Source organism: Streptomyces sp. CB01580 (assembly GCF_001905795.1).
GTDB lineage: Bacteria > Actinomycetota > Actinomycetes > Streptomycetales > Streptomycetaceae > Streptomyces.
Window position 1 is genome coordinate 21,243 of the sequence record NZ_LIXJ01000002.1, and the last position, 26,823, is coordinate 48,065.

The 26,823-nt window shown below is 71.5% G+C and carries 24 protein-coding genes and 1 pseudogene; 11 read left to right on the forward strand and 14 right to left on the reverse strand.

Features of this window, described 5'->3' with window-relative positions:
• Positions 1-11: 11 nt before the first annotated feature.
• Together AMK22_RS02625 and AMK22_RS02630 are read right to left on the reverse strand one after the other, a co-directional pair.
• Positions 12-923: an SDR family NAD(P)-dependent oxidoreductase gene (locus AMK22_RS02625; protein WP_073781578.1), complete on the reverse strand. Its 912-nt coding sequence runs from the start codon at positions 921-923 to the stop codon at positions 12-14.
• A gap of 136 nt (positions 924-1,059) precedes the next feature.
• Positions 1,060-2,508 (reverse strand): FAD-binding oxidoreductase, encoded by a 1,449-nt coding sequence (locus tag AMK22_RS02630; protein ID WP_073781579.1) that lies wholly within the window; start codon positions 2,506-2,508, stop codon positions 1,060-1,062.
• A gap of 151 nt (positions 2,509-2,659) precedes the next feature.
• Between AMK22_RS02630 and AMK22_RS02635 the strand changes: the two genes are divergently transcribed.
• On the forward strand, positions 2,660-3,628 hold the full coding sequence (locus AMK22_RS02635; RefSeq protein ID WP_073781580.1) for a YihY/virulence factor BrkB family protein: 969 nt from the start codon (positions 2,660-2,662) through the stop codon (positions 3,626-3,628).
• On the opposite strand, the gene AMK22_RS02640 is transcribed toward AMK22_RS02635, so the two are convergent.
• Positions 3,576-4,853: a D-alanyl-D-alanine carboxypeptidase family protein gene (locus tag AMK22_RS02640; protein WP_242433810.1), complete on the reverse strand. Its 1,278-nt coding sequence runs from the start codon at positions 4,851-4,853 to the stop codon at positions 3,576-3,578. The genes AMK22_RS02635 and AMK22_RS02640 overlap by 53 nt on opposite strands.
• Positions 4,854-4,974: 121 nt before the next feature.
• Between AMK22_RS02640 and AMK22_RS37225 the strand changes: the two genes are divergently transcribed.
• The 4 genes from AMK22_RS37225 to AMK22_RS41970 all read left to right on the forward strand — a co-directional run bounded on the left by AMK22_RS37225 (position 4,975) and on the right by AMK22_RS41970 (position 11,183).
• Entirely contained in the window at positions 4,975-5,220 is a 246-nt protein-coding gene (locus AMK22_RS37225) for an SCO4848 family membrane protein (RefSeq protein WP_079185888.1), read from the forward strand.
• Positions 5,221-5,250: 30 nt separating this feature from the next.
• Positions 5,251-6,708, forward strand: a complete 1,458-nt coding sequence (locus AMK22_RS38070) for a metallophosphoesterase (RefSeq protein WP_073781581.1) — start codon at positions 5,251-5,253, stop codon at positions 6,706-6,708.
• Positions 6,709-6,898: 190 nt separating this feature from the next.
• On the forward strand, positions 6,899-8,455 hold the full coding sequence (locus AMK22_RS02650; RefSeq protein WP_073781582.1) for an ABC transporter substrate-binding protein: 1,557 nt from the start codon (positions 6,899-6,901) through the stop codon (positions 8,453-8,455).
• A gap of 136 nt (positions 8,456-8,591) precedes the next feature.
• Positions 8,592-11,183: an MFS transporter gene (locus AMK22_RS41970; protein WP_338014125.1), complete on the forward strand. Its 2,592-nt coding sequence runs from the start codon at positions 8,592-8,594 to the stop codon at positions 11,181-11,183.
• Between the two features lie 30 nt (positions 11,184-11,213).
• Here AMK22_RS41970 and AMK22_RS39380 read toward each other — a convergent pair whose 3' ends face one another.
• On the reverse strand, positions 11,214-11,384 hold the full coding sequence (locus AMK22_RS39380; RefSeq protein WP_158072020.1) for a hypothetical protein: 171 nt from the start codon (positions 11,382-11,384) through the stop codon (positions 11,214-11,216).
• Here AMK22_RS39380 and AMK22_RS02665 point away from each other — a divergent pair.
• A complete protein-coding gene (locus tag AMK22_RS02665) occupies positions 11,374-11,955 on the forward strand; it encodes a hypothetical protein (protein ID WP_073781583.1) in 582 nt (193 codons plus the stop codon). The two genes, AMK22_RS39380 and AMK22_RS02665, sit on opposite strands and share 11 nt — an antisense overlap.
• Before the next feature lie 229 nt (positions 11,956-12,184).
• Here AMK22_RS02665 and AMK22_RS02670 read toward each other — a convergent pair whose 3' ends face one another.
• From AMK22_RS02670 to AMK22_RS02705, 8 genes are all read right to left on the reverse strand, one after another.
• Positions 12,185-12,919 carry a TetR/AcrR family transcriptional regulator gene (locus AMK22_RS02670; protein WP_073781584.1) on the reverse strand — a complete coding sequence of 245 codons (735 nt, stop codon included), beginning with the start codon at positions 12,917-12,919 and terminating at the stop codon, positions 12,185-12,187.
• 303 nt (positions 12,920-13,222) lie between these two features.
• Complete coding sequence (locus AMK22_RS02675) at positions 13,223-13,795, reverse strand: hypothetical protein (RefSeq protein WP_073781585.1); 573 nt, start codon at positions 13,793-13,795, stop codon at positions 13,223-13,225.
• A gap of 176 nt (positions 13,796-13,971) precedes the next feature.
• The gene (locus AMK22_RS02680; RefSeq protein ID WP_073781586.1) at positions 13,972-14,640 is read right to left on the reverse strand and encodes an FxLYD domain-containing protein; all 669 of its coding nucleotides are present in this window, start codon (positions 14,638-14,640) and stop codon (positions 13,972-13,974) included.
• A gap of 270 nt (positions 14,641-14,910) precedes the next feature.
• A complete protein-coding gene (locus tag AMK22_RS02685; RefSeq protein ID WP_073781587.1) occupies positions 14,911-15,669 on the reverse strand; it encodes a succinate dehydrogenase iron-sulfur subunit in 759 nt (252 codons plus the stop codon).
• Positions 15,669-17,423 (reverse strand): succinate dehydrogenase flavoprotein subunit, encoded by a 1,755-nt coding sequence (gene sdhA / locus AMK22_RS02690; protein ID WP_073781588.1) that lies wholly within the window; start codon positions 17,421-17,423, stop codon positions 15,669-15,671. The genes AMK22_RS02685 and sdhA overlap by 1 nt, the downstream gene beginning before the upstream one ends.
• A 29-nt stretch (positions 17,424-17,452) precedes the next feature.
• Positions 17,453-17,929 carry a succinate dehydrogenase hydrophobic membrane anchor subunit gene (locus AMK22_RS02695; RefSeq protein ID WP_073781589.1) on the reverse strand — a complete coding sequence of 159 codons (477 nt, stop codon included), beginning with the start codon at positions 17,927-17,929 and terminating at the stop codon, positions 17,453-17,455.
• A gap of 5 nt (positions 17,930-17,934) precedes the next feature.
• Positions 17,935-18,315, reverse strand: coding sequence for a succinate dehydrogenase, cytochrome b556 subunit (gene sdhC / locus AMK22_RS02700; RefSeq protein ID WP_073781590.1), 381 nt, complete (start codon positions 18,313-18,315; stop codon positions 17,935-17,937).
• Positions 18,316-18,523: 208 nt separating this feature from the next.
• A complete protein-coding gene (locus AMK22_RS02705; protein WP_073781591.1) occupies positions 18,524-19,048 on the reverse strand; it encodes a 2-oxo-4-hydroxy-4-carboxy-5-ureidoimidazoline decarboxylase in 525 nt (174 codons plus the stop codon).
• A 459-nt stretch (positions 19,049-19,507) separates the two neighbouring features.
• On the opposite strand from AMK22_RS02705, the gene AMK22_RS02710 reads away from it, so the two are divergent.
• Positions 19,508-21,109, forward strand: a complete 1,602-nt coding sequence (locus tag AMK22_RS02710) for a beta-N-acetylhexosaminidase (protein WP_073781592.1) — start codon at positions 19,508-19,510, stop codon at positions 21,107-21,109.
• A 306-nt stretch (positions 21,110-21,415) separates the two neighbouring features.
• Here the strand turns inward: AMK22_RS02710 and AMK22_RS02715 are convergent, their stop codons facing one another.
• Together AMK22_RS02715 and AMK22_RS02720 are read right to left on the reverse strand one after the other, a co-directional pair.
• Positions 21,416-22,003 (reverse strand): sigma-70 family RNA polymerase sigma factor, encoded by a 588-nt coding sequence (locus tag AMK22_RS02715; protein ID WP_073781593.1) that lies wholly within the window; start codon positions 22,001-22,003, stop codon positions 21,416-21,418.
• A gap of 140 nt (positions 22,004-22,143) precedes the next feature.
• Positions 22,144-22,938, reverse strand: coding sequence for a hypothetical protein (locus tag AMK22_RS02720; protein WP_338014126.1), 795 nt, complete (start codon positions 22,936-22,938; stop codon positions 22,144-22,146).
• Positions 22,939-23,228: 290 nt separating this feature from the next.
• Here AMK22_RS02720 and AMK22_RS02725 point away from each other — a divergent pair.
• The 4 genes and pseudogenes from AMK22_RS02725 to AMK22_RS02740 form a co-directional block, all read left to right on the forward strand.
• A pseudogene (locus AMK22_RS02725) lies at positions 23,229-23,432 on the forward strand (hypothetical protein); the annotation flags it as partial.
• A 256-nt stretch (positions 23,433-23,688) separates the two neighbouring features.
• Positions 23,689-23,910: a hypothetical protein gene (locus AMK22_RS02730; protein WP_073781595.1), complete on the forward strand. Its 222-nt coding sequence runs from the start codon at positions 23,689-23,691 to the stop codon at positions 23,908-23,910.
• Positions 23,910-26,201, forward strand: coding sequence for a heavy metal translocating P-type ATPase (locus AMK22_RS02735; protein ID WP_073781596.1), 2,292 nt, complete (start codon positions 23,910-23,912; stop codon positions 26,199-26,201). The genes AMK22_RS02730 and AMK22_RS02735 overlap by 1 nt, the downstream gene beginning before the upstream one ends.
• A gap of 73 nt (positions 26,202-26,274) precedes the next feature.
• The gene (locus tag AMK22_RS02740; RefSeq protein ID WP_073781597.1) at positions 26,275-26,796 is read left to right on the forward strand and encodes a copper chaperone PCu(A)C; all 522 of its coding nucleotides are present in this window, start codon (positions 26,275-26,277) and stop codon (positions 26,794-26,796) included.
• Positions 26,797-26,823 lie beyond the last annotated feature (27 nt).

Genomic DNA, 26,823 nt, shown 5'->3' on the forward strand with positions numbered 1-26,823 from the left:
GCGTACGTGCGTCACATCGGCAGGCGTCGGAACAGCGGGCGCGGCACGTGCCGCAGCGCCGACATCACCACGCGCAGCGCGCCGGGCACCCACACCGTTCCCGAGCGTCGTCGCAGCCCCGTCACGATCGCCGTCGCGACCGCGTCCGGCGTCGTCACGAGAGGCGGTGCCTCCAGCGGTGCCGCGGCGATCCGGGACGCGGCGTCCCCGTACGCGGCGAGCCGTGCGGCCGTGATCGGTGAGGTCACGGACTGTGACGGCGCGGACCGCGGCGGCATCGGCCGCGAGGCCGTGGGCCGTGGCGCCGTGGGGCGCGGTGCCGCGGGCCCGGCGGGCGTCGCCGTCTTTGGCCGTACGACGCCGGGGCGCACGACCATCACGTGCACCCCCGTGCCGCGCAGTGCCTCTCCCAGGCCCTGGGCGAACGTGTCCAGGCCCGCCTTGCTGGATCCGTAGATGAAGTCCGCGCGGCGGGCCCGCTCGCCGGCCACCGAGGACAGCACCACCAGCGAGCCGTGCCCCTGCGCCTGGAGTCTGCCGGCGCACACCAGCCCGGCGGAGACGGCTCCCGTGTAGTTGGTCTGGGCGACCCGGACCGCGCCCAGCGGTTCCTCCTCGTCCCGTTCCTGGTCGCCCGCGATGCCGAAGGCGAGGAGCACGACGTCGATGTCGCCCTCGGCGAAGACCTTCCCGAGGACCGTCTCGTGGGTCTCGGGGGCGAGGGCGTCGAAGTCGACCGTGCCGACGTCGGCGCCGTGCGCGCGCAGCTCCTCCGCGGCCGATTCGAGGGCGGGGGAGGGGCGCCCGGCCAGCCGGACGGTACGGGTGCGCGCGGCGACCAGCCGGCGCGCGGTGGCGAGGGCGATCCTCGACGTGCCGCCGAGCACGAGCAGGGACTGCGGAGCACCGAAGGCGTCCTTCACGGAACACTCCTTGCGGACGGGGATGCGGACGGGGATGGGGATGTGGACGGGCACGCGGGCGGGCGGGGCCGGGAGCGGCGCCGGAGAAGGAACGGGGCGGGGCGCGGCGGGGCGCGGCCCGCCCCGACCGGTCAGGTCAGAGCGACAGGCGCCGCGACAGGTCCGAGCGGAAGGCCCCGTTCGGATCCAGTTCCGCGCGCAGCGACCGGAACTCGTCCAGCCGCGGGTACATGGCGGCGAGCATCTCCGGCCGCAGCCGCGCGTCCTTCGCCAGACACACCCGGCCACCGGCCGCCGCCACCTCCTCGTCCAGCGAGTCCAGGAACCGGCCCAGACCGGGCAGGGCGGCGGGCAGGTCGAGGGCGAGCGTCCAGCCGGGCACCGGGAACGAGAGCCAGCCCGGGTCGCCGGTGCCGAGCCGCTTCAGCACCGCGAGGGGCGAGGCGCAGCGCCGCCCCGAGATCCGGCGCACGATCCGGCGCAGCGTCTCCTCCTGCCCGTGTCCGACGACGAACTGGTACCGGACGAATCCGGCGTGGCCATGAAGACGGTCGAAGCGGTCGAAGCGGTCGAGGAGATCGAGGCGGTCGGGACGTTCCGCGCGGTTCGGGCGGCCGTGAGGGGCCGGGCCGTGCGGGCGGTCGAGGCGGCTGCCGTGCGAGGGGCCGTCCATGGGGTGGAAGAACGCGGACAGCCGCTGGAGTTCGCCGATCCGGTAGGACGGTGCCCGGCGGTAGCGGAGTTCGTTGAGAAGGGCCACGGAGGCGCGGCCGAGCGGTCCCGCCGGAACGAGGGCGGGGGCGGCGGGCAGTCGTGGCGGGCGGAGGGCGAGGGGTGCGCGCCGGGCGCCCGGCGGGAGCGTGTACGGGGGCGCGTGCTCTCCTCGGGTGAGTACGGAACGTCCCGTCGACCGGCCCCGGGCCTGGAGGTCGATCCAGGCGGACGAGTAGCGGTAGCGGTGGTCCCCGGAGGAGAGCCGGGCGAGCAGGTCGTCCAGGTCGACGGCCCGTTCGGTGTCGACGGACATCCACGCGCTGCCGACACGGTGCAGCCGCAGCGTGGCCGAGAGGATCACCCCGGTCAGCCCCAGCCCGCCCGCGGTCGCGTCGAAGAGGGCGGTGCCGGGCCGGACCGTACGGATCTCGCCGTCGGCGGTCAGCAGCTCCAGCTCCCGCACGTGGCGGCTGAAGGAGCCGGAGACGTGGTGGTTCGGGCCGTGGACGTCGGAGCCGATCGCGCCGCCGACGGTGATCCGGCGGGTGGCCGGCGTGACCGGCGGGAACCAGCCGAGCGGCAGCAGGACCTCCATCAACCGGTGCAGGCCGACCCCGGCGTCGCAGACCACCAGACCGGCCCCGGCGTCGATGGTGCGGATACGGTTCAGCGCGGTCATGTCGAGCACGGAGCCGCCGCCGTTCTGCGCCGCGTCGCCGTGGGCCCGGCCGAACCCCCGGGCGATGGAGCCGCGCGGCCCGCAGCCGCGCACCGTCGCCGCCGCCTCCTCGTAGGTGCGCGGGCGAAAGCGCAGGGCGGTCGTCGGGGCGGTACGGCCCCAGCCGGTCAGGGACACGGTGTCGACGGACATGACGGTGACCGTATCGCCTGAGAAAACCCATTCGGGGGATTTATCAATGCGCTCACCTATATGGGCGATTCAAGATGTTTCGACGTGTTTCGACTCGTTCGCCGGGGAGGAGAGTTTCAGGTTTCGACGTCCGGACGGGTAGTCGTATGTCATGGACTGGCTGAAGAACCTCCCCGTCATCGGGCCGATCGTCTCCCGGCTGATGGCGACTCACACCTGGCGCTCCTACGAGACCCTGGAACGGGTCCACTGGACCAGGCTCGCGGCGACGATCACGTTCATCAGCTTCCTGGCGCTGTTCCCGCTGATCGCGGTCGGCGCGGCGATCGGTGCCGCGCTGCTCACCGAGGGGCAGCTCCACCGGATCGAGAACGTGCTCGCCGAGCAGGTGCCGGGCATCTCCGACCAGCTCGGCATCGCGGACCTGGTGGCCCACGCCGGGACGGTCGGGGGGGTCGCCGGTGCGATGCTGCTGTTCACCGGCATCGGCTGGATCGGCGCCCTGCGGGACTGTCTGCGCGCCGTGTGGGGAATCGACGACGCGGACACGGGCAACCCGGTCGTCCGCAAGCTCAAGGACGCGGGGCTGCTGCTGGGGCTGGGCGGAGCCGCGCTGGCGACGCTCGCGATCTCCTCGGCCGGTTCCGTCGCCGTCGGCTGGACCGCCCGGCTGCTGGACATCCCGGACCGGGGCGCGGGCGGCGTGGTGCTCCAGGTGGCCGCCCTGCTCGTGGCGGTCCTCGCCGACTTCCTGCTGGGGCTCTACCTGTTGACGCTGCTGCCCGGTGTGGAGCCGCCGCGCCGCAGGCTGCTGGTCGCCGGTGTGATCGGCGCGGTCGGCTTCGAACTCCTCAAGCTGCTGCTCGGCGGCTACATGCGAGGCGTCGCCTCGAAGAGCATGTACGCCGCCTTCGGGGTGCCGGTGGCGCTCCTGCTGTGGCTCAACTTCACCGCGCGGCTGCTGCTGTTCTGCGCCGCCTGGACGGCGACGCCGAGCAACGGCGAGGAAGCCGGTGAGGACGAGGGCGAGGACACCGGCGAGGACGACGGAGGGGGCGCCGGGCCCGTCAGTGACGGGAGCGGCGACGCACCAGGTCCGGCAGCGGCCAGCGCCGGTTGATCAGGAACGCCGCTCCGCCCACCAGCGCCACGACACCCGCGGCGATGCCCAGCGCGATCCCGGCACCGCTCCCGCCGCCGTGGGAGGCCGCGGTCCCGGCGGCGTGCGAGGAGCCGCCTCGGCCGTCGCCCGTCCCGTTCGCGGCCGTGGGGCCCTTCCCCGTCCCGCTGCCGGTGTCGTCCCCCGTACCGGTCCCGGCGGACCTCGGCGGCACCAGCTCGCCGACCGGGGTCACCTTGCCGCTCGCCCCGAAGCCCCAGTCGAGGAGGCTCGCGGCCTCCTTGTAGACGGCGTGGTGCTCCTCGGACGACGGGTTCATGACGGTGACGAGCAGCACCCTGCCGTCGCGCTCGGCGACCCCGGTGAAGGTGTTGCCCGCGTGCGTGGTGTAGCCGTTCTTGACACCCGCGACGCCCTTGTACGGGGCGACCCCGTCCGCACCGGTGAGCAGCCGATTGGTGTTCTGGATCGCGAAGGTCTCGCGCTCCCCGTTCTTCTTCTTCTTCCCGCCGGGGAAATCCGCCTCGGCCGTCGAGCAGTACTCCCGGAAGTCCGCCTTCTGGAGGCCGCTGCGGGCGATCAGCGTCAGGTCGTACGCGCTGGAGACCTGCTCGGGAGCGTCGTACCCGTCGGGCGACACCACCTTCGTGTCGAGCGCCTGCAACTCCTCGGCGTGCGCCTGCATGTCGGCGACCGTCCGGGGGACGCCCCCGTACATCGCGGACAGCGCGTGCACGGCGTCGTTGCCCGACCGCAGGAACACCCCGAGCCACAGGTCGTGGACCGTGTAGGTGAGGTTCTCCTTGACCCCGACCAGGCTGCTCCCCTCGCCGAGATCGGCGAGGTCCTCGGGCCGCACCGTGTACGTCCGGGTCTTCGGCTGGAGCTTGGGCAGCACGGTGTCCGCGAAGAGCATCTTCAGCGTGGAGGCGGGCGGCAGCGGCCAGTGCGCGTTGTGCGCGGCGAGCACGTCGCCGTTCTCCGCGTCGGCGACGATCCACGATCTGCCCGTGAGGCCCTTGGGCAGGACCGGCGCCCCGGCCCCCAGCTTGACCTGCGTACCGGCCCGGCTCAGCAGCTCGCCGCCGACCTGCGACATGTCCGAGGGCGGCTTCGGCTTCTTGTCGGAGGAGTCCTTGTCGGCCGCCGATGCCGGATTGACGACAAAGGCGGACAACATGGCGGCAGATGCGACCGTCAGCGCGATCTTTTTCAGTGCGGACACGGTCGGAAACGTACAGGGTGAAGATATGAACGCGGGCGCGGATAGCCTGACCCGCCGTATGCTCCGCCAGGACGGCCCACCCCGGGCGACCTCGCCGGAGCGCGGCGGTGATACTGGGTCCATGAAGCTCAGCCGCCCCGTCTCCTGGTTCCTGCTCGCCTTCGGGGTGTGGAGCTGGGTCATCTGGATCACTTTCGTCAAGAACCTGTCGAAGGACGCCAGCGGGCTCGCCTTCGACGACGCGGGTGACCCGACTGCCTACTTCTGGGTGCATCTGCTGCTCGCCGTCACGTCCTTTCTCCTGGGGACGGCAGTCGGGGTGATCGGGTTCCGAGGTCTGCGGGCCCTGCGCCGCGAGCGTCGATAACCGGACGGACGAGCGGCGGGGGAGACGCACATGACCGTGGCGGGTTTCGCGCTGGTGGTGCTCGTGGTGCTCGCGCTGCTGGCAGGCGTGCACCGCTACCTCTGGCAGCGCCTCGTCGGCGACACGACGACCAGGGGCAGCGCCCTGCGCCGGGTCGGCACGGTGGCGGCGTACCTGCTGCCGCTGCTGAGCATCGGCGCCCTGGTCGCCGGGCGCGTCGGCGCTCCCTTCCCGCTCCAGCAGGCACTGGCCTGGCCGGGCTACCTGTGGCTGGCTGCGGTGCTGTACCTGACCCTCGCGCTGCTGGTGGGCGAGGTGGTACGGCCGGTGCTGCGACGGGTGCTCGCGCGCCGGGACGCCGTACGGGGACGCGGGGACGCCGTACGCGGGCGGCAGGACGGGCGCGCGGCGGGCGAGGTCTCGCGGGGCGGGGCCGCGGACGCGGGAGGGGCCCCGGCGGCGTCGGCTGCCTCGGTGGCGGCTTCCCCGGCGGCGGAGGGGACGCCGGCTGCGGCTTCCCCGGTGGCGCAGACTTCCTCGGCCGTGTTGGTGGGTGACGGTGACGGCGGCTCCGCAGCCGCGCGCACCGACTCCGGGACTGCCGGCACCGGCACCGACAGCGGCACCGTCACCCCTGCCACCGTCCCCGTCGCCGCCTCCGCCCTCACGCGTCGCCTGTTCGTCGCGCGGGCGGTCGGGGGCGCCGCCGCCGTCGCCGGGCTCGGCACGGTCGGTCACGGAACGTACGGCGTGCTGCGCGGGCCGCGGGTCAAGCGGGTCACCGTCCCGCTCGCCAGGTTGCCGCGCTCCGCGCACGGTCTGCGGATCGCCGTCGTCAGCGACATCCATCTCGGGCCGATCCTCGGCCGCGCCCACACCCAGCGGATCGTCGACACGATCAACCGGACCCGGCCGGATCTGGTCGCGGTCGTGGGCGACCTGGTGGACGGCACCGTCGACGACCTCGGTCCGGCGGCGGAACCGCTCGCCGGGCTGGACGCCCGTCAGGGGAGCTTCTTCGTCACCGGGAACCACGAGTACTACTCCGGCGCCGCCCAATGGGTCGACCACGTGCGGGAATTGGGCCTCCACCCGCTGGAGAACGCCCGGGTCGAGATCGACGGATTCGACCTCGCCGGTGTCAACGACATCGCCGGGGAGACCGAGGGACAGGGCCCGGACTTCGAGGCCGCGCTCGGCGACCGTGACCCCGCGCGCGCCTCCGTCCTCCTCGCCCACCAGCCCGTCGTCATCGACGACGCCGTCGCCTGGGGCGTGGACCTCCAGTTGTCCGGACACACCCACGGCGGGCAGCTCTGGCCGGGCGACATGGTCGCCGGACTCGCCAATCCCACCGTCGCCGGGCTCGACCGTTACGGCGACACCCAGCTGTACGTCACGCGCGGGGCGGGAGCCTGGGGGCCGCCGGTACGGGTGGGCGCACCCTCCGACATCACCGTCGTGGAGCTGGCCTCGCTGCGGGCCTGACACTCTGTTGTTGTCTTGTTACAGACCCTATTGAAACGCCCAAGGTTTCAAGTACCGAACAAAAGGCTATGAGTCCCAGTTTTGGTCTTCCAGATGTGAAAATCGTGTGATTGGGTGAACGCCGACGTGCGGTGGTCTGCGTGTCTGTGCGCGACGCCGAGGTGGGGCTGGCAATAGGGAGATCACGTCCATGCGGTCGATCCGGGTACGGATTCTCGCGATTTTCGCGGTTTTGGTCATCGCCGGCGTCGTCGTCTGGCAGTTGCTCCCCTCCAACGAGGTGAATCGCGATCCGATCCTGGTCGGCACCACGGACGAGGTGACCTCACTCGATCCGGCCGGTGCGTACGACGTCGGTTCCTGGGCGATGTACGGCAACGTCTACCAGTCCCTCCTGACGTTCAAGCCCGGCGGGACCGTTCCCGAGCCCGACGCCGCCGAGAGCTGCCAGTTCATCGGCCAGAAGCTCCAGACGTACCAGTGCAAGCTCCGGGACGACCTGCACTTCTCGAACGGGCGCCAGATCACCGCCGACGATGTCAAGTTCTCCTTCGAGCGCATGATCAAGATCAAGACGGATGTCGGTCCGTGGGTGCTGTTCCCGAGCCTGAAGAACGTGGTGACCGAGGGCCGCACCATCACCTTCAACCTCTCCTCGCGCGACGCGACGTTCCCGCAGAAGCTGGCCACCGGAGCCGGTTCGATCGTCGACCGCGAGTCGTACCCGGCGAACAAGCTCCGGATCGGGAACACCGTCGACGGCTCCGGCCCGTACCTGCTGAAGTCGTACCAGCCGGGCAAGGTGGCCGAGTTCGTTCCCAACCCGCACTACAAGGGCGCGGTGAAGAAGTCCGGTGTGCCGGTCACCGTGCACTACTACAAGGGGGCGGAGGGGCTGCTGGCAGCCTGGAAGGGCGGCAAGCTCGAAGTGACCCACCGGCAGCTCCCGCCGGCCACGCTCGCCGCGCTGAACCCCGGCGACCCCGACCTGCGCGTCACCGAGGCGGACAGCGCCGATATCCGCTTCCTCGTCTTCAACGTCCGCCCCGACTCCCCGTTCGCCGACAAGAAGGTCCGGCAGGCGGTCGCCTCGGTCCTCGACCGCGGGCCGCTGGTGACCGACGTCTACCAGGGCACCGTCGAGCCCCTCTACTCACTGATCCCGCAGGGCGTCATCGGGCACAGCACGCCGTTCTTCGACGCCTACCCCTCGCCCGACTCCGAGCGCGCCAAGAAGCTGCTGCAGGACGCCGGTGCGCAGACCCCGGTGGCGATCACCATCGCCTACGGCCGGGGCGACGAGGCGTCGGTCAAGGAGAGCGCCGAGATCCGCCGCCAGCTGGAGAAGGAGGGGCTGTTCAAGGTCACCCTCAAGTCCGTCGAGTGGCAGCGGTTCCAGAAGGAGTACGCGGCGGGCAAGTACGACGCGTACGCCATCGGCTGGTTCCCCGACTACCCGGACCCCGACACGTTCAGCCAGCCGCTCGTCGGCAGCCAGAACAGCCTCCACAACGGCTACTCCAGCAAGAAGATGGACTCCCTGATCTCGTCCACGCTCCAGTACAGCGACCGCGGGCGCACCTCGTCGGACTACAAGGAGCTCCAGGCGCTGGTCGGCGAGGACGTGCCGCTGCTGCCGCTGTGGCAGAAGAAGGACTACGTCCTCAGCAAGACCGCGGTCTCCGGCTCGCAGTACCTCTCGAACGGCACCGGCATCTGGCGGCTGTGGGAGCTGCGGCGGATCTGACGGACGGCGCGGGCGTGCGTGCCGCCCGAGCGGTGCGCACGCGGCGGGCCCGCCGCCCGGTCGGATTCGCTGCCGGTTCCTCGGCGGTTCACGGGATGGGGCACCGGGGTCCCGGTGGCTGAACTATCGTACGAACGTGGACCAGTTGATCACCGAGGACCCGGCGTACATAGGCCCGTACCGACTGATAGCCCGCCTCGGCGCGGGCGGCATGGGCCTGGTGTACCTCGGCCGTTCGGAAGCGGGCCGGACCGTGGCGGTGAAGGTGGTGCAGGCCGAGCACGCCCAACACCCCGAATTCCGCAAGCGGTTCGCGCGCGAGGTAGCTGCCGCCCGCCGGGTGGGCGGGGCCTGGACGGCGGCCGTGCTCGACGCCGACACCGAGGCGCCGGTGCCCTGGGTGGCGACCCAGTACATCCCCGGCCCCGACCTGACCACCGTGGTCGCCGAGGACTTCGGCCCGCTGCCCGAGCACTCCGTCCGGGTTCTCGCCAACCGCCTTGCCACGGCCCTGGGTTCGGTGCACGAGGCGGGGCTGATCCACCGCGACCTGAAGCCGTCCAACGTGCTGGTGACCGTGGACGGGCCGCGCGTGATCGACTTCGGCATCGCGCGGGCCATGGACAGCCTCGGCCCGGACAGCCTGCACACCCGCACGGGGATGCTGATCGGCTCGCCCGGCTTCATGTCGCCCGAACAGGTGCGAGGGCTCGAACTCACGGCGGCCAGCGATGTGTTCTGCCTGGGCGCGGTCCTCGTGTACGCGGCCACCGGCCGCCTCCTCTTCGGTGCCGCGGAGTCCGGTCTGAACGCGCACCTCTTCCGGGTCGCGGAGGAGGAGGCGGACCTGACCGGCGTGCCGGAGTCGCTCGTCGATCTCGTACGCGCGTGCCTGCACAAGGACCCGGCGCGGCGGCCCACACCCGCCGAGGTGGCCGCCCGTACGGCCGCGGACGAGGCGGGGGAGTGGCTGCCCGGCTCCGTGCTGGCCCAACTCGGCCGTCATGCGGCCCAGTTGCTCGACTTCGCGCCGGAGACCCGAGCCGCGCGCCCGGACCCGCGCATCCCGGCCGGGCCCGAGCCCGCCGTCCCGTCCCCGCAGCCCGAGCCCACGGTTCCGTCCCCTCGGCCCCAGCCCACGGGGCCCGCCGTGCAGCCGCCCCGGCCGGTCCCGCCGCCGCCCGCGTACACACCGACGGCCTGGGCGGGGTACGGCCCGGTCCCGGCCGGTGCCGCGGGCTCCCTCCCCGGACGGTGGTGGGGGCTGGTGACGGCCGTGCTGGCGCAGATGCTGGTGCTGCTCGGCGCGACGACCACGAGCGTGGCGCTGCCGGCCGTCTACGCCGACCTGGGCCTCTCGCCCGACGACGTGCGCTCGATGACCGAGGGCAGGGTGCTGGCCTTCGGCTTGCTGCTGCTGCTCGGTGGGCACCTGTGCGACCTCCTGGGCCGCAAGCGGTCGGTGGTCGTCGGCCTGGCCGGTTTCGCGGTGGCCTGCGCGGTCGGCGGCTCGGCCGGCTCCGCCGGTGCGCTCATCGGGGCGAGCATCCTGCAGGGCGCGTTCGCCGCGCTGCTCTCGTCGGCCGTGCTGGCCCTGGTGTCCAGCGGCTTCACCTCCCCCCGCGAACGCGGCGTGGCCTTCGGGATCTACGCGGTGGTCATCGGCAGCGGTACGGCGATCGGCCTGTTCGCCGGCGGGTGGCTGACCGAGATCCTGACCTGGCGCTGGTGCCTGTACGCCGCGGTCCCGGTGGCGGTCGTCGCCGCGATCGGTACGGCCCTGCTCGTGCGCGACCACCCGGCCCGCACCCCGGCGCGTCCCGACATCCCCGGTCTGCTGCTCGGCACCGTCGGCCTCGTCGCCCTCGTCCACGGCTTCGTCGAGGCCGGGGAGCGCGGCTGGACCGACCTCCTGGTCGTGGTCCTCCTCGTGGGCGGGGTCGCGCTGCTGGCGGCCTTCGCGTGGTGGCAGACCAGGGCGGCCGGCCCGCTCCTGCCGCCGTACGTCTTCAAGGACCGCGACCGCGTCGGCTCCCTTCTCGCCCTGGCCCTCGCCGGTGTGGGCGTGTTCCTCGTGTGCCTGATCCTGAGCATGTACCTCCAGGGCGCCCTCGGTTACAGCCCTGGCTTTGTCGGCGTGGCCGTGCTGCCCATGGCCGGTGCGGTCGCGATCGGCTCCGTCCTGGTCTCCGCCCCGCTGTACCGCAGGCTGGCGCCCCGCGTCCTGATCGTGTCCGGGCTGGTGCCCGCGGCGATCGGCCTGCTGCTCCTGACCGGTCTCGACGCCGACGGCGCGTATGCCACCCAGGTGCTGCCCGGCATGCTCCTCTTCGGCTTCGGCATCGGCCTGGCCTTCATGCCGCTCCTCGCCACCGCGACCGGCGGGATCTCCCCGCAGGACTCCGGCGGGACGGCCGCGGCGGTCTGCGCGGCCCAGCAACTGGGCGGCTGGGCCGGCATGCCCCTGTTCGGCAGCCTCGTCGCGGGGGTGGTCTCCGTACGGATGGGCCACGCGCCGGGTCTTCCGGACGGCCTGGCCGAGGCGGCCGAGCAGGGGGTCCTGCGCGGCGGGCAGTCGCTCCCCGGGCAGCTCCCCAGCACCGTGGCGAAGCTCAACGCGGCGGTCCTGGAGGGATACTCCGTCGCCCTCTGGTCGGCGGCCGGGCTCACCCTGCTCGCGAGCCTGCTCGCCGGGCTGCTGGTCACGGCCAGGTCTCCCGGGCGGTGACACGCCGCCGGCCCGCACGGCCGGGGCCGGTCACCCGCCCCGGCCGTGTCCCTTGCCCGGCACTGTCCACGAGGGCGGGCAGCAGACGTTCAGCGCCCCGGGCAGCGCCCGGATCGGGACGGCGGTGTGCGCGAGTACCGACAGCACCCGCGCGCAGCCGGGGCAGACGTCCGCCGGATACGCTCCCGGTATGAAGATCATGGTGGGTGCTCTTGCGGCTGGGGCGGGATTCGGGGCGGTCACCTCGCTCATCAACGCGCTCTCCTCCCCGTACGCGGAGCTCGGAGCCCCTCTTGTCGGCACCGTCTGGGCCGGCGCCGCCAAGCTGCTCAGCCTGCTGGTGGACGCGGGTTGGTCCTGGGCCGCGCTGGCGGTGGCGATGGGCTGGCTGGCCGGGACACCGCTCCGAGGCGCGTCGGCCGGGGCCCTGGCGCTGTTCGCCGCCACGGGGGCGTACTACGTGACGGACGCCTTCGCCATGGGGGCCGACACGGACCTGGTCAGGTGGTGGGTGGCGGGACTGCCGCTCGGGCTGATCCTGGGCGCGGTGGGTGCGGCCATCAGGCGACCCGGACTGATCGGCCTGCTCGCGGCGTTGACGGTTCCGGTGGGTGCTGCCGTGCAGATGGTCGTGCTGCCGCCCCGACCGCACCTCACCTTGACCCCGGTGATCGTTCTCGCCGAAGTCATCGTCTGGACGGGCGCCGTGCTCGGTGCCGGCTGGGCCGTCCACCGCTTCCGGTCCACGAGGCGTGCGGCCGTGGCCGGGTAGCGTCGCAAGCACCGGACGCCGCACGGCCCGGCCTCCGGCCGAACGACGGCACTTCGAGGGCACGGCCTAGTGCTGTGACCGGGAAGGTTCACCGGCTCGCGACGCCCGGCACGGCACCTCGCGGTGTTGTCGCATCACCCGCGTACGTCCAGTACGCGGACGATGCTCCGCCTTGCGATGCACCGCACCGGACGCCGCTCCTTCCGGGCAAACCTTCCCGGTCACAGCACTAGGCCACGCGTCCGGCGGCGCCCGGCAGGAACTCCACCAGCACCTCGTGGATCTGCCGCACCAGCGGCCTCAGTGCCCGGAACCGGGACAGGGCGATGGCGCGTGCGGCGATCGGTGCGGCGCGCTCGACCAGGCGGCGGCTGCGCCCGGTGTGCTCCGTGCGGTCGTACACCCAGTACAGCACCAGGCCCATCTGCATCAGCCACATCAACTGCGGCAGCAGCTCGGCCAGTTCGGGATCGGCCTTGGTGTCGGAACCGGCCAGGCAGCGCCGGTGGATGGAGATCGCGGCTTCCCGGGCCGCGACCGAGTCCGCCGAGAACGGGCTGAGCGGACTCTCCGGATCGGCGGCGTTCTTGAAGAACTGGGCGGCGAAGCGGTGGTACGGCTCCGCCACGTCCAGCCAGGTGAGCAGGACCCCGCGCACCCGCACCGCGAGGTCCTTGTCGCCGTCCAGGACCGGCCGCACCGCCGCCTCGTGCTCGGCGGCGAGCCGGTCGTAGAAGCCCTGGACGAGGTGTTCCTTGTTCGTGAAGTAGTAGTAGGCGTTCCCGACGGAGACCCCGGCCTCCTGGGCGATGGCCCGCATCGTCGTCTTGTCGTAACCGCGCTCCTGGAAGAGCCGGAGGGCGGTTTCGAGGATGAGTGTGCGGGTCTGCTCGCTCTTGGGGACCCTGGCATCCTTCCCCTGGGATGCCCCGGTTTCCTTCACGTCCTTCGCTTCCTTCACCACAGCCCCGAGCGTATCCGCCCCGGTCGGGCCACGGCTCCGCGGACCATTCTTGAACGTGTTCAGGCATGGGTGGGCCGATGCCGGTCGGCGTGATCGGCCTGAAAGGAGGGGGTGGGGGATCCGGGCGCCCGGCCGACGGCTCCGGCTGCGAGGGCGGCCCTCGGCCTTGCGGTCGCGCCGGTCGCCGGAAGGCCGGCCACCGCGCCGCGCGCCGTACGGCCCGGTCCCAGGCCGTACGGCGGCAGTGTGAAGGGGAGCGGGGGCGACGACGGTGCATGGGAGGGGCGTCGCCCTGGTGGAGCGTCAGACGCTCATCGCGCGCGCCGAGTTGAGCTGAGACATCACCCACGGGAAGGTCTCCGGACCGGTCGCCGGGATCATCGTCGAGTGATGCTTCCCGTCGCTGGTCACCGAGACCTGGATGAAGCCCGTCGTCTTCTTCTCCTTCATCAGGAGGAAGAGCAGACCGACCAGGCAGAGCAGGGCGAAGACGATCGCCAGCACGATCGCGACCGTGGGGATCCGCTCCTCGGTGTGCGACAGGTCCGTGGCGGACCACACGGCGCCCTTGAGCGGCATGGTGCCGACCGGCGTGATGATCTGGTCGTTCACGATGGTGATGTCCCCGAGCGCCAGCAACGGGGCGCCGGCCATCGGCGCGCCCGGCTGCGCATGGCCGTGACCGGGCACCATCGGCTGGGCCGCGGGCCCCGGGGGGTAGCCGTAGGCGGGGCCGGGCTGCGCGGCGGATTCGGGCAGCGGCTGCGGGTACCCGTAGGCCGGAGCCCCCGCACCGGCGGGCCCGTTCCCCTGCCCGTTCTGCTGGGGTGGGCCCCACTGGTACGAGTTGTCCGCATGCGGATTCGGATCGCTCAACGTTCCCCGCTCTCGATCAAGCCTGTGCCCCGGGCTCTGTCGCGCCGGCAACGGCACACCGGTGTCCGTTCCGCACGACCGTACCGCCCGAACCGGAACCGCGCAGCAAGCGGTCCTGCATCCGGCGGGACCGGTTCGGACACGACCGGTTCCGCCGGACACCGGCCGAACCGCCGTTACCCGGCCGACGGGTACCGGGTCACATCCGTCACCTTGCACTTCGTGTCCGCCGGAGAGTCGCCCAGCCCCTGGGCCTTCTGCGTGGACTTCTGTCCCGGGGCCAGATTGTTCGCCGCGGCCATTCCCTCGGCCACCCGCGTACCGGACCCGTCCACGAACTCCACGGTCACGATGTAGTTCGACTTCACGTCGCCGTGGTTCACGATCTCCACGTCGACGGACGGCCACTTGGTCAGGTCGTTGACCTCGCACTTGGACAGCTTCACGTCCGCCGCGGCGTCGGCCTTCGCGTCGTTCTTCTTCTCGGCGGGCTTCTCGGCGCCGGGCTTCTCCCCGGAGGCGTCGTCCTTCGCCGGTGCGTCCTTCCCGGGCGCCTCGTCCACCGACGACTCGCCCGAGGAACTGCCCTCGTGCACGGTCCCGGTGCTCACCACGGACACGACCAGGGCCCCGCACCCGCCGAGCAGCACCAGGCCGCCGAGCACGGACAGGGTGATGATGAGCCCGGTCCGGCGCTGCTTCGGCGGCGGTACCGGCGCGCCCCATCCCGGCCCCTGCGGGTAGGGCTGCTGCTGGTACGGCTGCTGCGGGGACGGGCCACCCCACTGCGGAGGCTGCTGCGGTTGCTGCGGCTGAGAGCCGGGCGGCGGGAAGCCCTGAGACATGCGTGATCCCCCCAAAGGATGCTGGCGTGAGGAGACACGGTACGTCCTGGCCGGAACGTGTCGCATCAGAAGTGCCGGAATCGTGACGGAACTGTGCAGGTCGTGGCTTCTTGCGCGGAGGTCGCTTCTCGCACGGAGGCTGCTCCTCGCGCGGCCGGAGAGGGGCGGGCGGTTCCGGGCGTCCTCCTGCGGCCGGTACGGCGAACGGCCCCGTCCCGCGCCGAAGCGCGGGACGGGGCCGTGGGAGACGGCGGTGCCGTGAGCGGCCGGTCAGAAGCGGCGCGTGATCAGCGCCCGCTTGACCTCCTGGATCGCCTTGGTGACCTCGATGCCACGCGGGCAGGCGTCCGTGCAGTTGAAGGTGGTGCGGCAACGCCACACGCCGTCACGGTCGTTGAGGATCTCCAGGCGCTGCTCGCCGCCCTCGTCGCGCGAGTCGAAGATGAAGCGGTGCGCGTTGACGATCGCCGCCGGGCCGAAGTACTGGCCGTCGTTCCAGAACACCGGGCACGAGGACGTGCACGCGGCGCACAGGATGCACTTGGTGGTGTCGTCGAAGCGCTCGCGGTCCTCGGCGGACTGCAGGCGCTCGCGGGTCGGCTCGTTCCCCTTGGTGATGAGGAAGGGCATGACGTCGCGGTACGCCTGGAAGAACGGCTCCATGTCGACCACGAGGTCCTTGAGGACCGTGAGGCCCTTGATGGCCTCGATCGTGATCGGCTTCTCCGGGTTGATGTCCTTGATCAGCGTCTTGCAGGCGAGCCTGTTCTTGCCGTTGATCCGCATCGCGTCGGAGCCGCAGATGCCGTGGGCACAGGAGCGGCGGAACGTCAGCGTGCCGTCCAGGTCCCACTTGATCTTGTGGAGCGCGTCGAGCACACGCTCCTTCGGATCGATCGTGATCTGGAAGTCCTGCCACTGGGCCTCTTCGGAGACCTCGGGGTTGAAGCGGCGGATCCGGAAGGTCGCCGTGATGTACGGCGAGGCGGCGGACTGCGCCTCGACCTTGTCCAGAGTCGGGGTTGCCATCAGTACTTACGCTCCATCGGCTGGTAGCGGGTCTGGACGACCGGCTTGTAGTCGAGCCGGATCGACTCGGTGCCGTCGTCGGCGACCTCGCGGTACGCCATGGTGTGGCGCATGAAGTTGACGTCGTCGCGGTTCGGGTAGTCCTCGCGGTAGTGACCGCCGCGCGACTCCTTGCGGGCCAGCGCGGAGACCGCCATGACCTCGGCCAGGTCGAGCAGGTTGCCCAGCTCGACGGCCTCCAGGAGGTCGGTGTTGAACCGCTTGCCCTTGTCCTGGATGGACACGTCGCGGTACCGCCTGCGCAGCTCGGCGATCTTGTCGACGGCCGTCTTGATGGTCTGCTCGGTGCGGAACACCATCACGTTGGCGTCCATGCACTCCTGCAGCTCCTGGCGGAGCGCGGCGACCCGCTCGGAGCCCGTCGAGTTGCGAAGCCGCTCGATCTGCTCCTCGACCAGCTGCGCCGGGTTCTCCGGGAGCGGCACGAAGTCGCTCTTGGCGGCGTACTCGGCGGCACCGATGCCGGCGCGGCGGCCGAACACGTTGATGTCGAGCAGCGAGTTGGTGCCCAGGCGGTTGGCGCCGTGCACGGACACGCACGCGACCTCGCCGGCGGCGTACAGGCCCGGGACGACGGTGGTGTTGTCGGCCAGCACCTCGCCCTCGACGTTGGTCGGGATGCCGCCCATGGCGTAGTGCGCGGTCGGCTGGATCGGGATCGGGTCCGTGTAGGGCTCGATGCCGAGGTACGTACGCGCGAACTCGGTGATGTCCGGGAGCTTGGCGTCCAGCTGCTCCGGCGGCAGGTGCGTGAGGTCGAGATAGACGTGGTCGCCCTCGGGACCGCAGCCGCGGCCCTCACGGATCTCCGTGTAGATGGAGCGGGAGACGACGTCACGGGACGCGAGGTCCTTCATGACCGGCGCGTACTTCTCCATGAAGCGCTCGCCGTCCTTGTTGCGGAGGATGCCGCCCTCACCGCGGGCGCCCTCCGTCAGCAGGATGCCCATGCGCCAGATGCCCGTCGGGTGGAACTGGAAGAACTCCATGTCCTCCAGCGGCAGACCGCGGCGCCACGCGGCGGCCTGGCCGTCACCGGTCAGGGTGTGCGCGTTCGACGTCACCTTGAAGAACTTGCCGGTGCCGCCGGAGGCGAAGATGATCGACTTCGCCTGGAAGACGTGGATCTCGCCGGTCGCCAGTTCGTACGCGACGACGCCCGAGGACTTCGTGACGCCGTCGACGTCCTGGAGCAGCAGGTCGAGGACGTAGAACTCGTTGAAGAACTCCACACCCTCCTTGACGCAGTTCTGGTACAGCGTCTGGAGGATCATGTGGCCGGTGCGGTCCGAGGCGTAGCAGGACCGGCGGACCGGGGCCTCGCCGTGGTTGCGGCTGTGGCCGCCGAAGCGACGCTGGTCGATGCGGCCCTCGGGCGTGCGGTTGAACGGCAGGCCCATCTTCTCCAGGTCGAGGACCGAGTCGATGGCCTCCTTCGCCAGGATCTCGGCGGCGTCCTGGTCGACCAGGTAGTCGCCGCCCTTGATCGTGTCGAAGGTGTGCCACTCCCAGTTGTCCTCCTCCACGTTGGCCAGCGCGGCGGCCATGCCGCCCTGCGCGGCGCCCGTGTGGGAGCGGGTGGGGTAGAGCTTGGTGAGCACGGCGGTACGGCTGCGCTTCGTGGACTCGATGGCCGCGCGCATGCCGGCGCCGCCGGCGCCGACGATGACGGTGTCGTACTTGTGGATCTGCATGATTTCCTCTGGTCCCTCTGGCCCGGCGCCTAGCGGATGTTCGGGTCGAAGGTGAAGATCACCAGCGTGCCCAGCAGGACGGTGAACACCGTGGCGGTGTACAGGAGCATCTTCAGCCAGAAGCGGGTGTTGTCCCGTTCGGCGTAGTCGTTGATGACCGTACGGAGGCCGTTGGCGCCGTGCAGCATGGCCAGCCACAGCATCGCCAGGTCCCAGATCTGCCAGAACGGCGAGGCCCAGCGGCCCGCCACGAAGGCGAAGCCGATCTTGCTGACGCCGCCGTCCAGCACCAGCTGGATCAGCAGGTGGCCCAGGACCAGGACGACCAGGACGATGCCCGACAGGCGCATGAAGAGCCAGGCGTACATCTCGAAGTTGGTGCGCGAACCCTTGGGGGTCTTGCCGGTGCGCTTGCGCGGCGGCTCGATGACCGGGGCCGGGTTGTCGACGTCGTAGAGGCTGACGCCCTCGACGGAGCCGATCGCGGCGGAGGACTCGGTGGACATGGGCCTCAGCTCCCGAAGACTTCGCGTACGGCGTGACCGAGGACCGGGTACAGGGCCCCGACCATCAGCACGATCCAGATGCCCACGACGGACCAGAGCATCTGCTTCTGGTAGCGCGGGCCCTTGGCCCAGAAGTCCACGGCGACGATGCGCAGACCGTTGAGCGCGTGGAAGAGAATGGCGGCCACCAGGCCGTATTCGAGCAGCGCGACGATCGGCGTCTTGTACGTGGCCACGACGTCGTCGTACGCCTCGGGGGAGACACGGACGAGAGCGGTGTCCAGGACGTGTACGAACAGGAAGAAGAAGATGAGGACACCGGTGACTCGATGAGCCACCCAGGACCACATGCCTTCCCGGCCGCGGTACAGCGTTCCAGCCGGCACGGAAAAACCCTCCGGGAGCGGGGATCGGGGCCGGCCGGCTTGACTGTCGGTCTGGCCCGGCCGGGTACGGTCCACCGGCCCCGGCCATCGTAGCGACGGTTTGTCGGTTCGTTCGCGCCGGGGCCTGTGGTGTGATCAAAGTGGCAATCAAACAGCCACGGACGGGCTAGAACGGGACGTGTCGACACGGCCGGATCGCCCCGTTCCGTTATGAATCCGATATCAGACCGATGATGCGACCCCGGGCGAGTCGCCTCATCTCATCGGCCGTGGTCACCCGTTCCTGGTCGGGTTCGTGGCCCAGCCGGGCCCGGATCCCGGCGAGCACCTGGTCCGGATGCTCGGCGGGGTCGTACGCGTCCAGGCAGATCACGAAGACGTGCCCGAAGCGGCTCTCGTACGCTGCGTGGGCGGCCCGCAGTGCCAGATGGGCGGAGTGCGGGGCGGTCTCGCGCAGCCCCGGCGCGGGCTCGGCGGCGAGCGCCTCGGCGAGGTCCGCGGGGGGCATGTCGTACCCCGCCTCCTCGGCTGCGGCCAGCAGCGCGCCCGGATCGGGGTACGGGCGGTGGGCGGCCAGCCGTCGCGCCCAGCGACGGCTGCCGCAGCAGGCGAGGAGGGCGGCTTCGGTGTCGGCGGGCGGCAGGGCGTTGAAGCGGGCGAGACCGGGGAAGCGGTGGGGGTCGGGCGCGGACGCGGGGGCGGGTGCCGCCTGGCCGGGGTGCTGAACGGGCAGGGCCGTGCGGATGGCCGGCTGCCGCGGTCTCTCCGGGAGGCCGGCGTGGGACTCGCTGGACCTGGACAGCGTGGTGCTCCTCGGATCAACGGGTTCTGCGCACCTGGAGTCGATGGGACGGGTGAGACCAGGCGGAGACAGGGTGAAGGGAGAGACGAATGGGCCTCAAAGCTAGCGAGGCCGGGCAACAGTCGTATGACGGATACGCGAACGTCACCCGGACGGGAGAGTTTCGGATCGCCTGAGGGACCGTTGGGATGTATCCAAACGTTTCGGCGGTCGTGTTCCAAGGAGCTCGTCGGCGTTTCGCCGTCACGGCGTGTCGTCGGACCCGGCGTTCGTTCGCCCCGGCGACCCGGCCGTCCAGGTGTCTCCCTCCGTGCCATGGAGGGGCGCAGCCCACCGTTCGCTCCCGACCGCTTCCCCCCTTTCCTTTCTCATACCGGAGGTTTCTGACCGATGTCGCCCTCACGCGGCGCCCTCGTGACCGGGGCGGTCCTCACCGCGGCGGCTGCCGTGACGGTCGCCGTCGTCGTCTGGCCGGAAGGCCCTGGCGGCGGACCGGGGGAGACGGGGGCCCGTACCCCCATCGGCTCCCCGGCCACCCCCTCGCCGAACCGGACCTATCCGCTCTCCACCGCCCCCCGCACCATTCCGGCCGTGCGCGAGCACATCGCGGCGCGCGGCCCCGGCTGGCGGCCCGGACCGGACGCCGGGGTCGTCCTCGCGGGCGGCAGCGGCGCGCTCGCGGACGAGGGCCGGTTGCTCGCACAGGAGCTGAGCATCCACTACCGGGGTGACGTGCCCGCCCGGCCGGGCGACGTGGAGCTGGCCCTCACCCCGGGCAAGGGCACCCCGGAGTCGTACACCCTCAGGGCCCGCGACGGACGGGTCACGATCAGCGGACCCGACCAGGCCGGTGTCTTCTACGGGACCCGCACCCTGAAGCAGTCGGTGCGCGCCGACGGCGTGATGCCCGAGGGCGAGGTGCGCGACCGTCCCGACCGGCCGCAGCGCGGATTCAACCTCGACATCGCGCGCAAGTACTACTCCGTCTCCTGGATCGAGGACCGGCTGCGCGAGATGGCCGACCTCAAGCTCAACCAGTTCGGCCTGCACTTCTCCGACGACCAGGCGTTCCGCATCGAGTCCGAGACCCATCCCGAGGTGGTGTCGCCGCAGCACCTGACCAAGGCCGAGGTGCGCCGGATCCTCGCCCTCGCGAACCGGCTGCACATCCAGGTCGTTCCCGAGATCGACTCGCCCGGTCACCTGGGCGCGGTCCTGAAGGCCCACCCCGGCCTCCAGCTGCGCAACGTGTCGGGGGCGCCCTCGCCCGGTTCGCTCGACATCTCCGACCCGGGGGCGGCGAAGCTCGTCGACGAGCTCCTCGGCGAGTTCACCGAACTGTTCACCGGCCGGTACTGGCATCTCGGCGCCGACGAGTACCTCGCGCTGATGGCGCGGAACCCGGCGGCCTCCTACCCGCAGTTGCAGCGCGCCGCACAGCAGAAGTACGGGCCGCAGGCCGGCATCAAGGACCTCGCCACCGGCTGGCTCAACGACCGCGCGGCGGTGGTGCGTCCGCACGGCAAGCAGCCCAAGGCGTGGAACGACGGCTTCTTCCGGGGCGGTGTCGTCCACGCCGACAAGGACATCGAGGTCGAGTACTGGACGGGCAGGGAGTACGGCGCCCGGCCGCCGGAGGAGTACCTGGGCGAGGGGCGGAAGGTGGTGAACCTCAACGACGAGTTCCTCTATTACGTGCTCGGCCAGCCCAACAACTTCGTCTATCCCACGGGCAAGCGGATCTACGAGCAGTGGACCCCGCTCGTGCTGCGCGGTACCAAGCCGGTCGCGTCGCGTTGGTCCGGGCAGATCCTCGGCGGGCGGTTCGCCGTCTGGGGCGACCTCCCGCAGGCCCAGACCGCGGAGCAGGTGGCGGCAGGGGTCAGGATGCCGCTGCGGGCGACCGCCCAGAAGCTCTGGCACCCGGGCAGGCCGACGCTGAGCTGGGACCAGTTCCAGGCGCTGGCGAAGCGGATCGACACGGCGCGCTGACCGGGTCGGACTCGGCAGGAGGAACGGCGGGGCGGGCCCGACAGGAGGAGCGGCGGCCGACGGGGCGGAGAACGAGGACGACCGGGGCCGCCACCCCCGGCATGACTGATTCTCAGATGGCTCCTGACCTGGGCTTTTGTGGAAATGGTCCAGGATCCTGGTTTCTGCCTGGACTGGCGTTCCTCGTGGTGCTTCTGCCTGTTCCTGAGCACTGTTGGTCACGCGTTGGCCACGTGGTGACGCATCGCCGCTCGGAGCGCAGTCGGCGCCCCGAGCGGTCGCAGGTGCGACTGGGTTTTCCTCCGATCAGCAGGCCAGAGCCGGCTGCGCCCTGTCGTCGAGCATGGCGCAGAGCGTCGTACGGGCTCGTGAGACCCGGGATCTGATGGTGCCGACGGGGCACGAGCTGGTGCGGGCCGCGTCGTCGTACGGCATGTCCAGTACCTGGGTCAGCAAGAACGCCTCCCGGCGGTCGTCGGGTAGTGATTCCACCAGGGCCATGAGGGCGATCCCCTCCTCGAAGCCGGGTAGGTCCCACGGCTGGGCGCACTCCGCGGCGTACTGCCAGTCGGGGATGTTGGCGAGCCGAGGCCGGGAGGCGGCGCGCCGGAGGCTGTCGACGACGGTTCGGCGGGCGATGGTCAGCAGCCAGGCACGAGCGGAACCGCGGCCCTGGAAGAGGTGGATCGTGCTGACGGCACGCAGGAAGGTCTCCTGCATCAGGTCGTCGGCCCCTTGGGAATCGTCGGCGAGGGCGGCCACGTACCGCCGTACGTCGTTGTGGAGCGCGCGGAAGACGCGTTCGAAGGCGTCGGCGTCGCCGGCTGCGGCATCGACGGCCCATGCGGTGACGTCGTCTTCCGTCGCCGCAGGGTGTCTTAGGGCAGGAAACATGGAGAATGCGGTCCTTCCGGAAATCCTGGACAGGGCATTGCCGACCGGCATGCGCGGTCCAGGGAGAGGGAGATTTCGCCCGCGTCGCGATGCGCGGGCATACGTCGGCGGCGGATGCCGCGGCCGACGTGATCCAGCTGTCAGCGGACAGCGGTCTCCCCCGGAGGTCCCCGGGTGACGAGCGTGTGAACGAGCAGCCGCGGGCGCGGACGCCCGCCGGAACGGTCGACGCCGGGCGCGGGGGGCGCGGACGGGAGCGGGCGGATCGCATCGAGAAGTGACAGGGGGAGGCGGAAGCGGTCCACCAGCGCCCGCAGAATCTGGAAGGCCGCACGCTCGCCGCGAGCCAGCCACAGGCCGCACAGCACGGCCGCTGCCGCGTGCGCGGCCAGCATTCCCCAGGAGGCCGTGCCGGTCATCGCCCCCATGTCGTGCACGGGCTGGGCCGCGTGGGCGCCGTGGGCGGCATGTCCGAGCGCCGATATCGCGGAGGAACCGCCTTCGAGGCTGGGCAGTCGCATGCTGTCGGTGAGACCGGCCTGCTCGGCGACGTCATAGGCTCGCGCTGCCGCGCCGGTGTCGCCGTGCGGGCCGCAGAGCAGGGCGTCCGCCCATCTCAGCGCGAGCGTGGACTCGCCACCTGCCGACGGGGGCGCCTGCTGCGCGGTCTGGACCAGCGTGAAAGCGCCATGGAGCGCTGCCTGCATCGCGACGGTGAGAGCCACGACCGCGGCCTGGCCCCGCTCCCTGCCGGCGACGAGCCACGCCAGTGCGCCGACTCCTCCCACGCACAGGGCCAGGGACCACCAGGGGAGCGGATCACCCGACATGAGTACGTGGCCGCAGGCGGCAAGCGCCACGCACACGACCGCGAACAGCGCGGACCGTGTGGCGCGAAACCACCACCCCACCGACATGCCAACCGATCCTGGCATTCCCTGCGCGACACCTCCAGACCGGGTCCCGCGCGGCGGGTTCCAGGCTTCGTTCCCACCGCTTCCGCGCCCCTGCTGCCCGCTCACCCGGCACATGAGGTGTCGTACGGCAGCGTCTTCCGGTTCCCGGCTCCCCGCGGGTTTCGGAAGCATCGGGTGCGCGCGGGCGGCCTGCTGTGCTTCCACGCCGGAGGGCAGGAGAGCTTGGGCCCGGATGCCGCGGGAATCACCCCGGTATTCGGGCCTCGGGCTCCCGCCCGGGGTCCGGCGAGCGTGAACGAGAGAGCGCGATGACCGGATCCCCCGAACCCCTGGCCACTTTCTGCGGGAACGGCGACTGCGGGTGCCCACAGATGTTCGTCGACGAGAGCGCTCCGGCCGAGCGCCGGGTCGTGATCACCGACGACTTCGGGCAGCGAGTGCAGATGAGCGCGGACCAGTTCGGGTCCCTGATCGAAGAGGCCAAGGCCGGCCGCCTCGACGCAGCCGTCAGCTGCACCTCGCGTCGGGATCCCTCCACATACGGGCGGCCGAGGGAATGCGTTCATCGGGCGCCGGTGCCGGACGGCTTCGGCCGCCCGGCACGACAGTGGTCGCGCGGCGTCTCCGCGCAGCTCCCGGGGTCACCCGAACGGAGGCTGTGACGCTATTCACCCCGCGCCGGGGAACTCCGGTCGGGGCGTCTTCGACTTCTGGACTGCCACGAGCCGTTCTCTCACGGCTCGCTTCGAGAATGTCGAGGAGCACTCTGTGGAGCAGACGGCAGACCCCGTGCCCGAAGCGAAGACCGTTCGCTTCCCACCGCCCGCGTTGTGGGGATTTCTCTTCCTCCTGGGGGTGCTGTTCGCCGGCGCCTACGCCGTGGGGGCCGCTGTGGGCCCGGTCGCGCCCGGCATGCACGGCCCCGGGATCACCGGCGACTCGCCCGCCGGCGACGGGGACATGCCCATGGACCACGGGGGTGGGCACTGATGACATCTGATGCGGCGCCCACAGTGGTGGTGACTGACATCGCCGTGGGCGGCATGACCTGCGCGGCCTGCGTCCGACGGGTCGAGCGCAAGCTGGGAAAGCTGGACGGTGTCACGGCGGAGGTGAACCTCGCCACCGGCCGGGCCCGGGTCAGCCACCCCGCGCGGGTGACCCTGGACGAACTGACGTCGGCGGTCGAGACTGCCGGGTACACGGCACGACTGGTCGTGCCGTCGGCGGAGGAACAGCGGCCCGCGCGAACCGAGGACTCCGCGGAGGCCGACGCCGAGCAGGAACGTGAGCGGCTGCTCATCACCGCGGCGCTGTCCCTGCCCGTGCTCGTCCTGTCGATGGTCCCCCCGTCGCAGTTCGACAACTGGCAGTGGCTGTGCTTCGTGCTCGCCGCGCCGGTCGCCGTCTGGGGGGCCTGGCCCTTTCACCGGCGTGCCCTGGGCGGCCTGCGCCACGCCACCACGACCATGGACACGCTGGTCTCCCTGGGCGTACTGGCGTCGTTCTGCTGGTCGGCGTACGCGCTGTTCCTGGGCGGAGCCGGGGCGCCCGGCATGCGGATGCCGTTCAGCCTGGTGCCCTCGTCCTCCGACGGGATGGCTCACGTCTATCTCGAAGCGACGGTGGGCGTACCGCTGTTCGTTCTGGCCGGCCGCTTCCTGGAGGGTCGGGCCCGGCGGGGGACCGGTGCGGCACTGCGTTCGCTCGCACAGCTCGCCGTGAAGGAGGTGACGGTCCGCCGCCGGGGCTCGGACCAGCTGCTGCCGATCGAACGGCTGCGGGTCGGCGACGTGTTCGTGGTCCGTCCCGGTGAGCGCGTCGCCACCGACGGAGAGGTGACCGAGGGCAGCTCCGCCGTCGACCTGTCCCTCGTCACCGGCGAGTCCGAGCCCGTCGAGGCCGGCCCGGGAACCTCCGTGACCGGCGGATCGGTCAACGTGGGCGGTCTGCTTCTGGTGCGGGCCACGGCGGTCGGCGCGGACACGCAACTCGCCCGCATCACGAAGCTGGTGACGGACGCCCAGGCGGGCAAGGCGCGGGCACAGCGGCTGGCCGATACCGTCGCGGGTGTCTTCGTCCCGGTCGTCCTGGCCCTGGCGGCCACGACGCTCGGCTTCTGGCTCGGCGCCGGCGCCGACCCGCAGGCCGCGATCACCGCCGCCGTCGCGGTTTTCGTCGTCGCCTGTCCGTGCGCGCTGGGGCTCGCGACGCCTACGGCGCTGATGGCGGCCACCGGACGCGGCGCACGACTGGGCGTCCTGGTGAGCGGCCCGCAGGTGCTGGAGGGGCTCCAGCACGTCGACACCGTGGTGATCGACAAGACCGGGACCCTCACCTCGGGACACATGAGCGTCGGGCGGGTCACCGTGGTGCCCGGCGGACTGGACGCGAACGAGGCCGTCCGGCTCATGGGCGCCGTGGAGCAGGGCTCGGAACATCCGCTGGGCCGGGCGATCTCGGCCCACGCGCGCCGTGCGGCCGGGGACCGCCCCCTGCCCGCCGTGTCCGGGTTCCGGGCCGCCGCGGGGCACGGTGTGAGCGGGCACGTGGACGGACACGAGGTGGAGGTGCTGGCGCCCGACGGCACGGAGCTGCCCGCGCCCCTGCGAGCGGCCCGGGAACGGGCGGACGAAGCGGCCCGTACGGCGGTCCTGGTGCGGGTGGACGGTGCGCCTGCCGCGATCGTGGAGGTGGCCGATCTCGTACGACCCGGCAGCTACCGTGCCGTCGACCGGCTGCGCAGGCTCGGCGTGCGTTCCGTGCTGGCCACCGGCGACCGGGCCGCTGTCGCGCGGGCGGTCGCGGAGGACCTCGGCATCGCGGAGGTCCACGCTCGCTGCACACCGCAGGACAAGGCCGAACTCGTCGGCAGGCTGAGGGCAGAGGGCCGGCGGGTCGCCGTCGTCGGAGACGGTGTCAACGACGCGGCCGCACTCGCCGGCGCGGACCTGGGCATCGCCATGGGCACCGGGACCGACGTGGCGATCGGCGCCGCCGACGTCACCCTCGTACGCAGCGACATCGAGGCTCTGGCGGACGCGGTCCGACTGGCCCGTCACACACTGGGCACCATCCGTGTCAACCTTGTGTGGGCCTTCGGCTACAACGCCGTGACCGTGCCGCTGGCCATGGTCGGTCTGCTCAACCCCGTGGTCGCCGCCGTCGCGATGTCGCTCAGCTCGGTTCTCGTCGTCGCCAACAGCCTGCGCCTGCGCACCTGGCAGCCCTCGCCGGCCCGGCAGCCCCGTCCTCGGTCCGCCCCGCGGAACATCCTGTGACGCCTCCGCCCGCTCCCGCCGCGGCGAAGCTCATATCCCCTCCCTCTCCCTCTCCTCAGTGGAGCGCACGCTCATGAAGAATCTCTACCGGGGTCCCGGTCTCCGACGAGTACGGGAGGCGGCCGGGACCGGCGCGGCGGTGGCCGTCGCCGCCATCGCCGCTGTCGGCGGCCTGTCCGCCTGGACCACCGCCGGGTACGCGGGCAGTCCCGCGAAGATCGAGGTGCGGGAGGCCCGCGTGCTTCTTCCGGTGATTCCCGGAAGGGACACCAACGCCTACTTCCACATCGTCAACACCGGGGGTGCACCGGATCGGCTCCGCTCGGTCACTTCCCCCGTCGCCGAGCGGGGCGTCGAGCTGACCGCGCACCGCATGAACGCGACGAACGGGGCCTACCGGGAACGGACGGAGACCGTGGAAGTCCCGGCGTACGGGGAGGTCGAGATGTCGCCGTACGGAGCGGCTGTGACCCTTCCCGCCGACGAGACATGGCGGCCCGGGGACCGCATCACGTTCACCCTCGACTTCGTACGGACCGGCCGTGTCACCGTCGACGCCGTCGTCAGGCCGGTCACCCTGGGGTCCGCACCTTGAGGACGTCGTGGCGGCCTTTGAGAGTCC

Coding starts and splice junctions, on each gene's coding strand:
- AMK22_RS02695 (WP_073781589.1), bottom strand. CDS start 17,929: ATGTCCACCGAGTCCTCCGCCGCGATCGGCTCCGTCGAGGGCGTCAGC.
- AMK22_RS02720 (WP_338014126.1), bottom strand. CDS start 22,938: ATGCCAGGATCGGTTGGCATGTCGGTGGGGTGGTGGTTTCGCGCCACA.
- AMK22_RS02630 (WP_073781579.1), bottom strand. CDS start 2,508: ATGTCCGTCGACACCGTGTCCCTGACCGGCTGGGGCCGTACCGCCCCG.
- AMK22_RS02740 (WP_073781597.1), top strand. CDS start 26,275: ATGAAGAATCTCTACCGGGGTCCCGGTCTCCGACGAGTACGGGAGGCG.
- sdhA (WP_073781588.1), bottom strand. CDS start 17,423: ATGCAGATCCACAAGTACGACACCGTCATCGTCGGCGCCGGCGGCGCC.
- AMK22_RS39380 (WP_158072020.1), bottom strand. CDS start 11,384: ATGATCTTCATACCGGGAGCGTATCCGGCGGACGTCTGCCCCGGCTGC.
- AMK22_RS38070 (WP_073781581.1), top strand. CDS start 5,251: ATGACCGTGGCGGGTTTCGCGCTGGTGGTGCTCGTGGTGCTCGCGCTG.
- AMK22_RS02685 (WP_073781587.1), bottom strand. CDS start 15,669: ATGGCAACCCCGACTCTGGACAAGGTCGAGGCGCAGTCCGCCGCCTCG.
- AMK22_RS02650 (WP_073781582.1), top strand. CDS start 6,899: ATGCGGTCGATCCGGGTACGGATTCTCGCGATTTTCGCGGTTTTGGTC.
- AMK22_RS02680 (WP_073781586.1), bottom strand. CDS start 14,640: ATGTCTCAGGGCTTCCCGCCGCCCGGCTCTCAGCCGCAGCAACCGCAG.
- AMK22_RS02665 (WP_073781583.1), top strand. CDS start 11,374: ATGAAGATCATGGTGGGTGCTCTTGCGGCTGGGGCGGGATTCGGGGCG.
- AMK22_RS02735 (WP_073781596.1), top strand. CDS start 23,910: ATGACATCTGATGCGGCGCCCACAGTGGTGGTGACTGACATCGCCGTG.
- AMK22_RS02715 (WP_073781593.1), bottom strand. CDS start 22,003: ATGTTTCCTGCCCTAAGACACCCTGCGGCGACGGAAGACGACGTCACC.
- AMK22_RS37225 (WP_079185888.1), top strand. CDS start 4,975: ATGAAGCTCAGCCGCCCCGTCTCCTGGTTCCTGCTCGCCTTCGGGGTG.
- AMK22_RS02635 (WP_073781580.1), top strand. CDS start 2,660: ATGGACTGGCTGAAGAACCTCCCCGTCATCGGGCCGATCGTCTCCCGG.
- AMK22_RS02710 (WP_073781592.1), top strand. CDS start 19,508: ATGTCGCCCTCACGCGGCGCCCTCGTGACCGGGGCGGTCCTCACCGCG.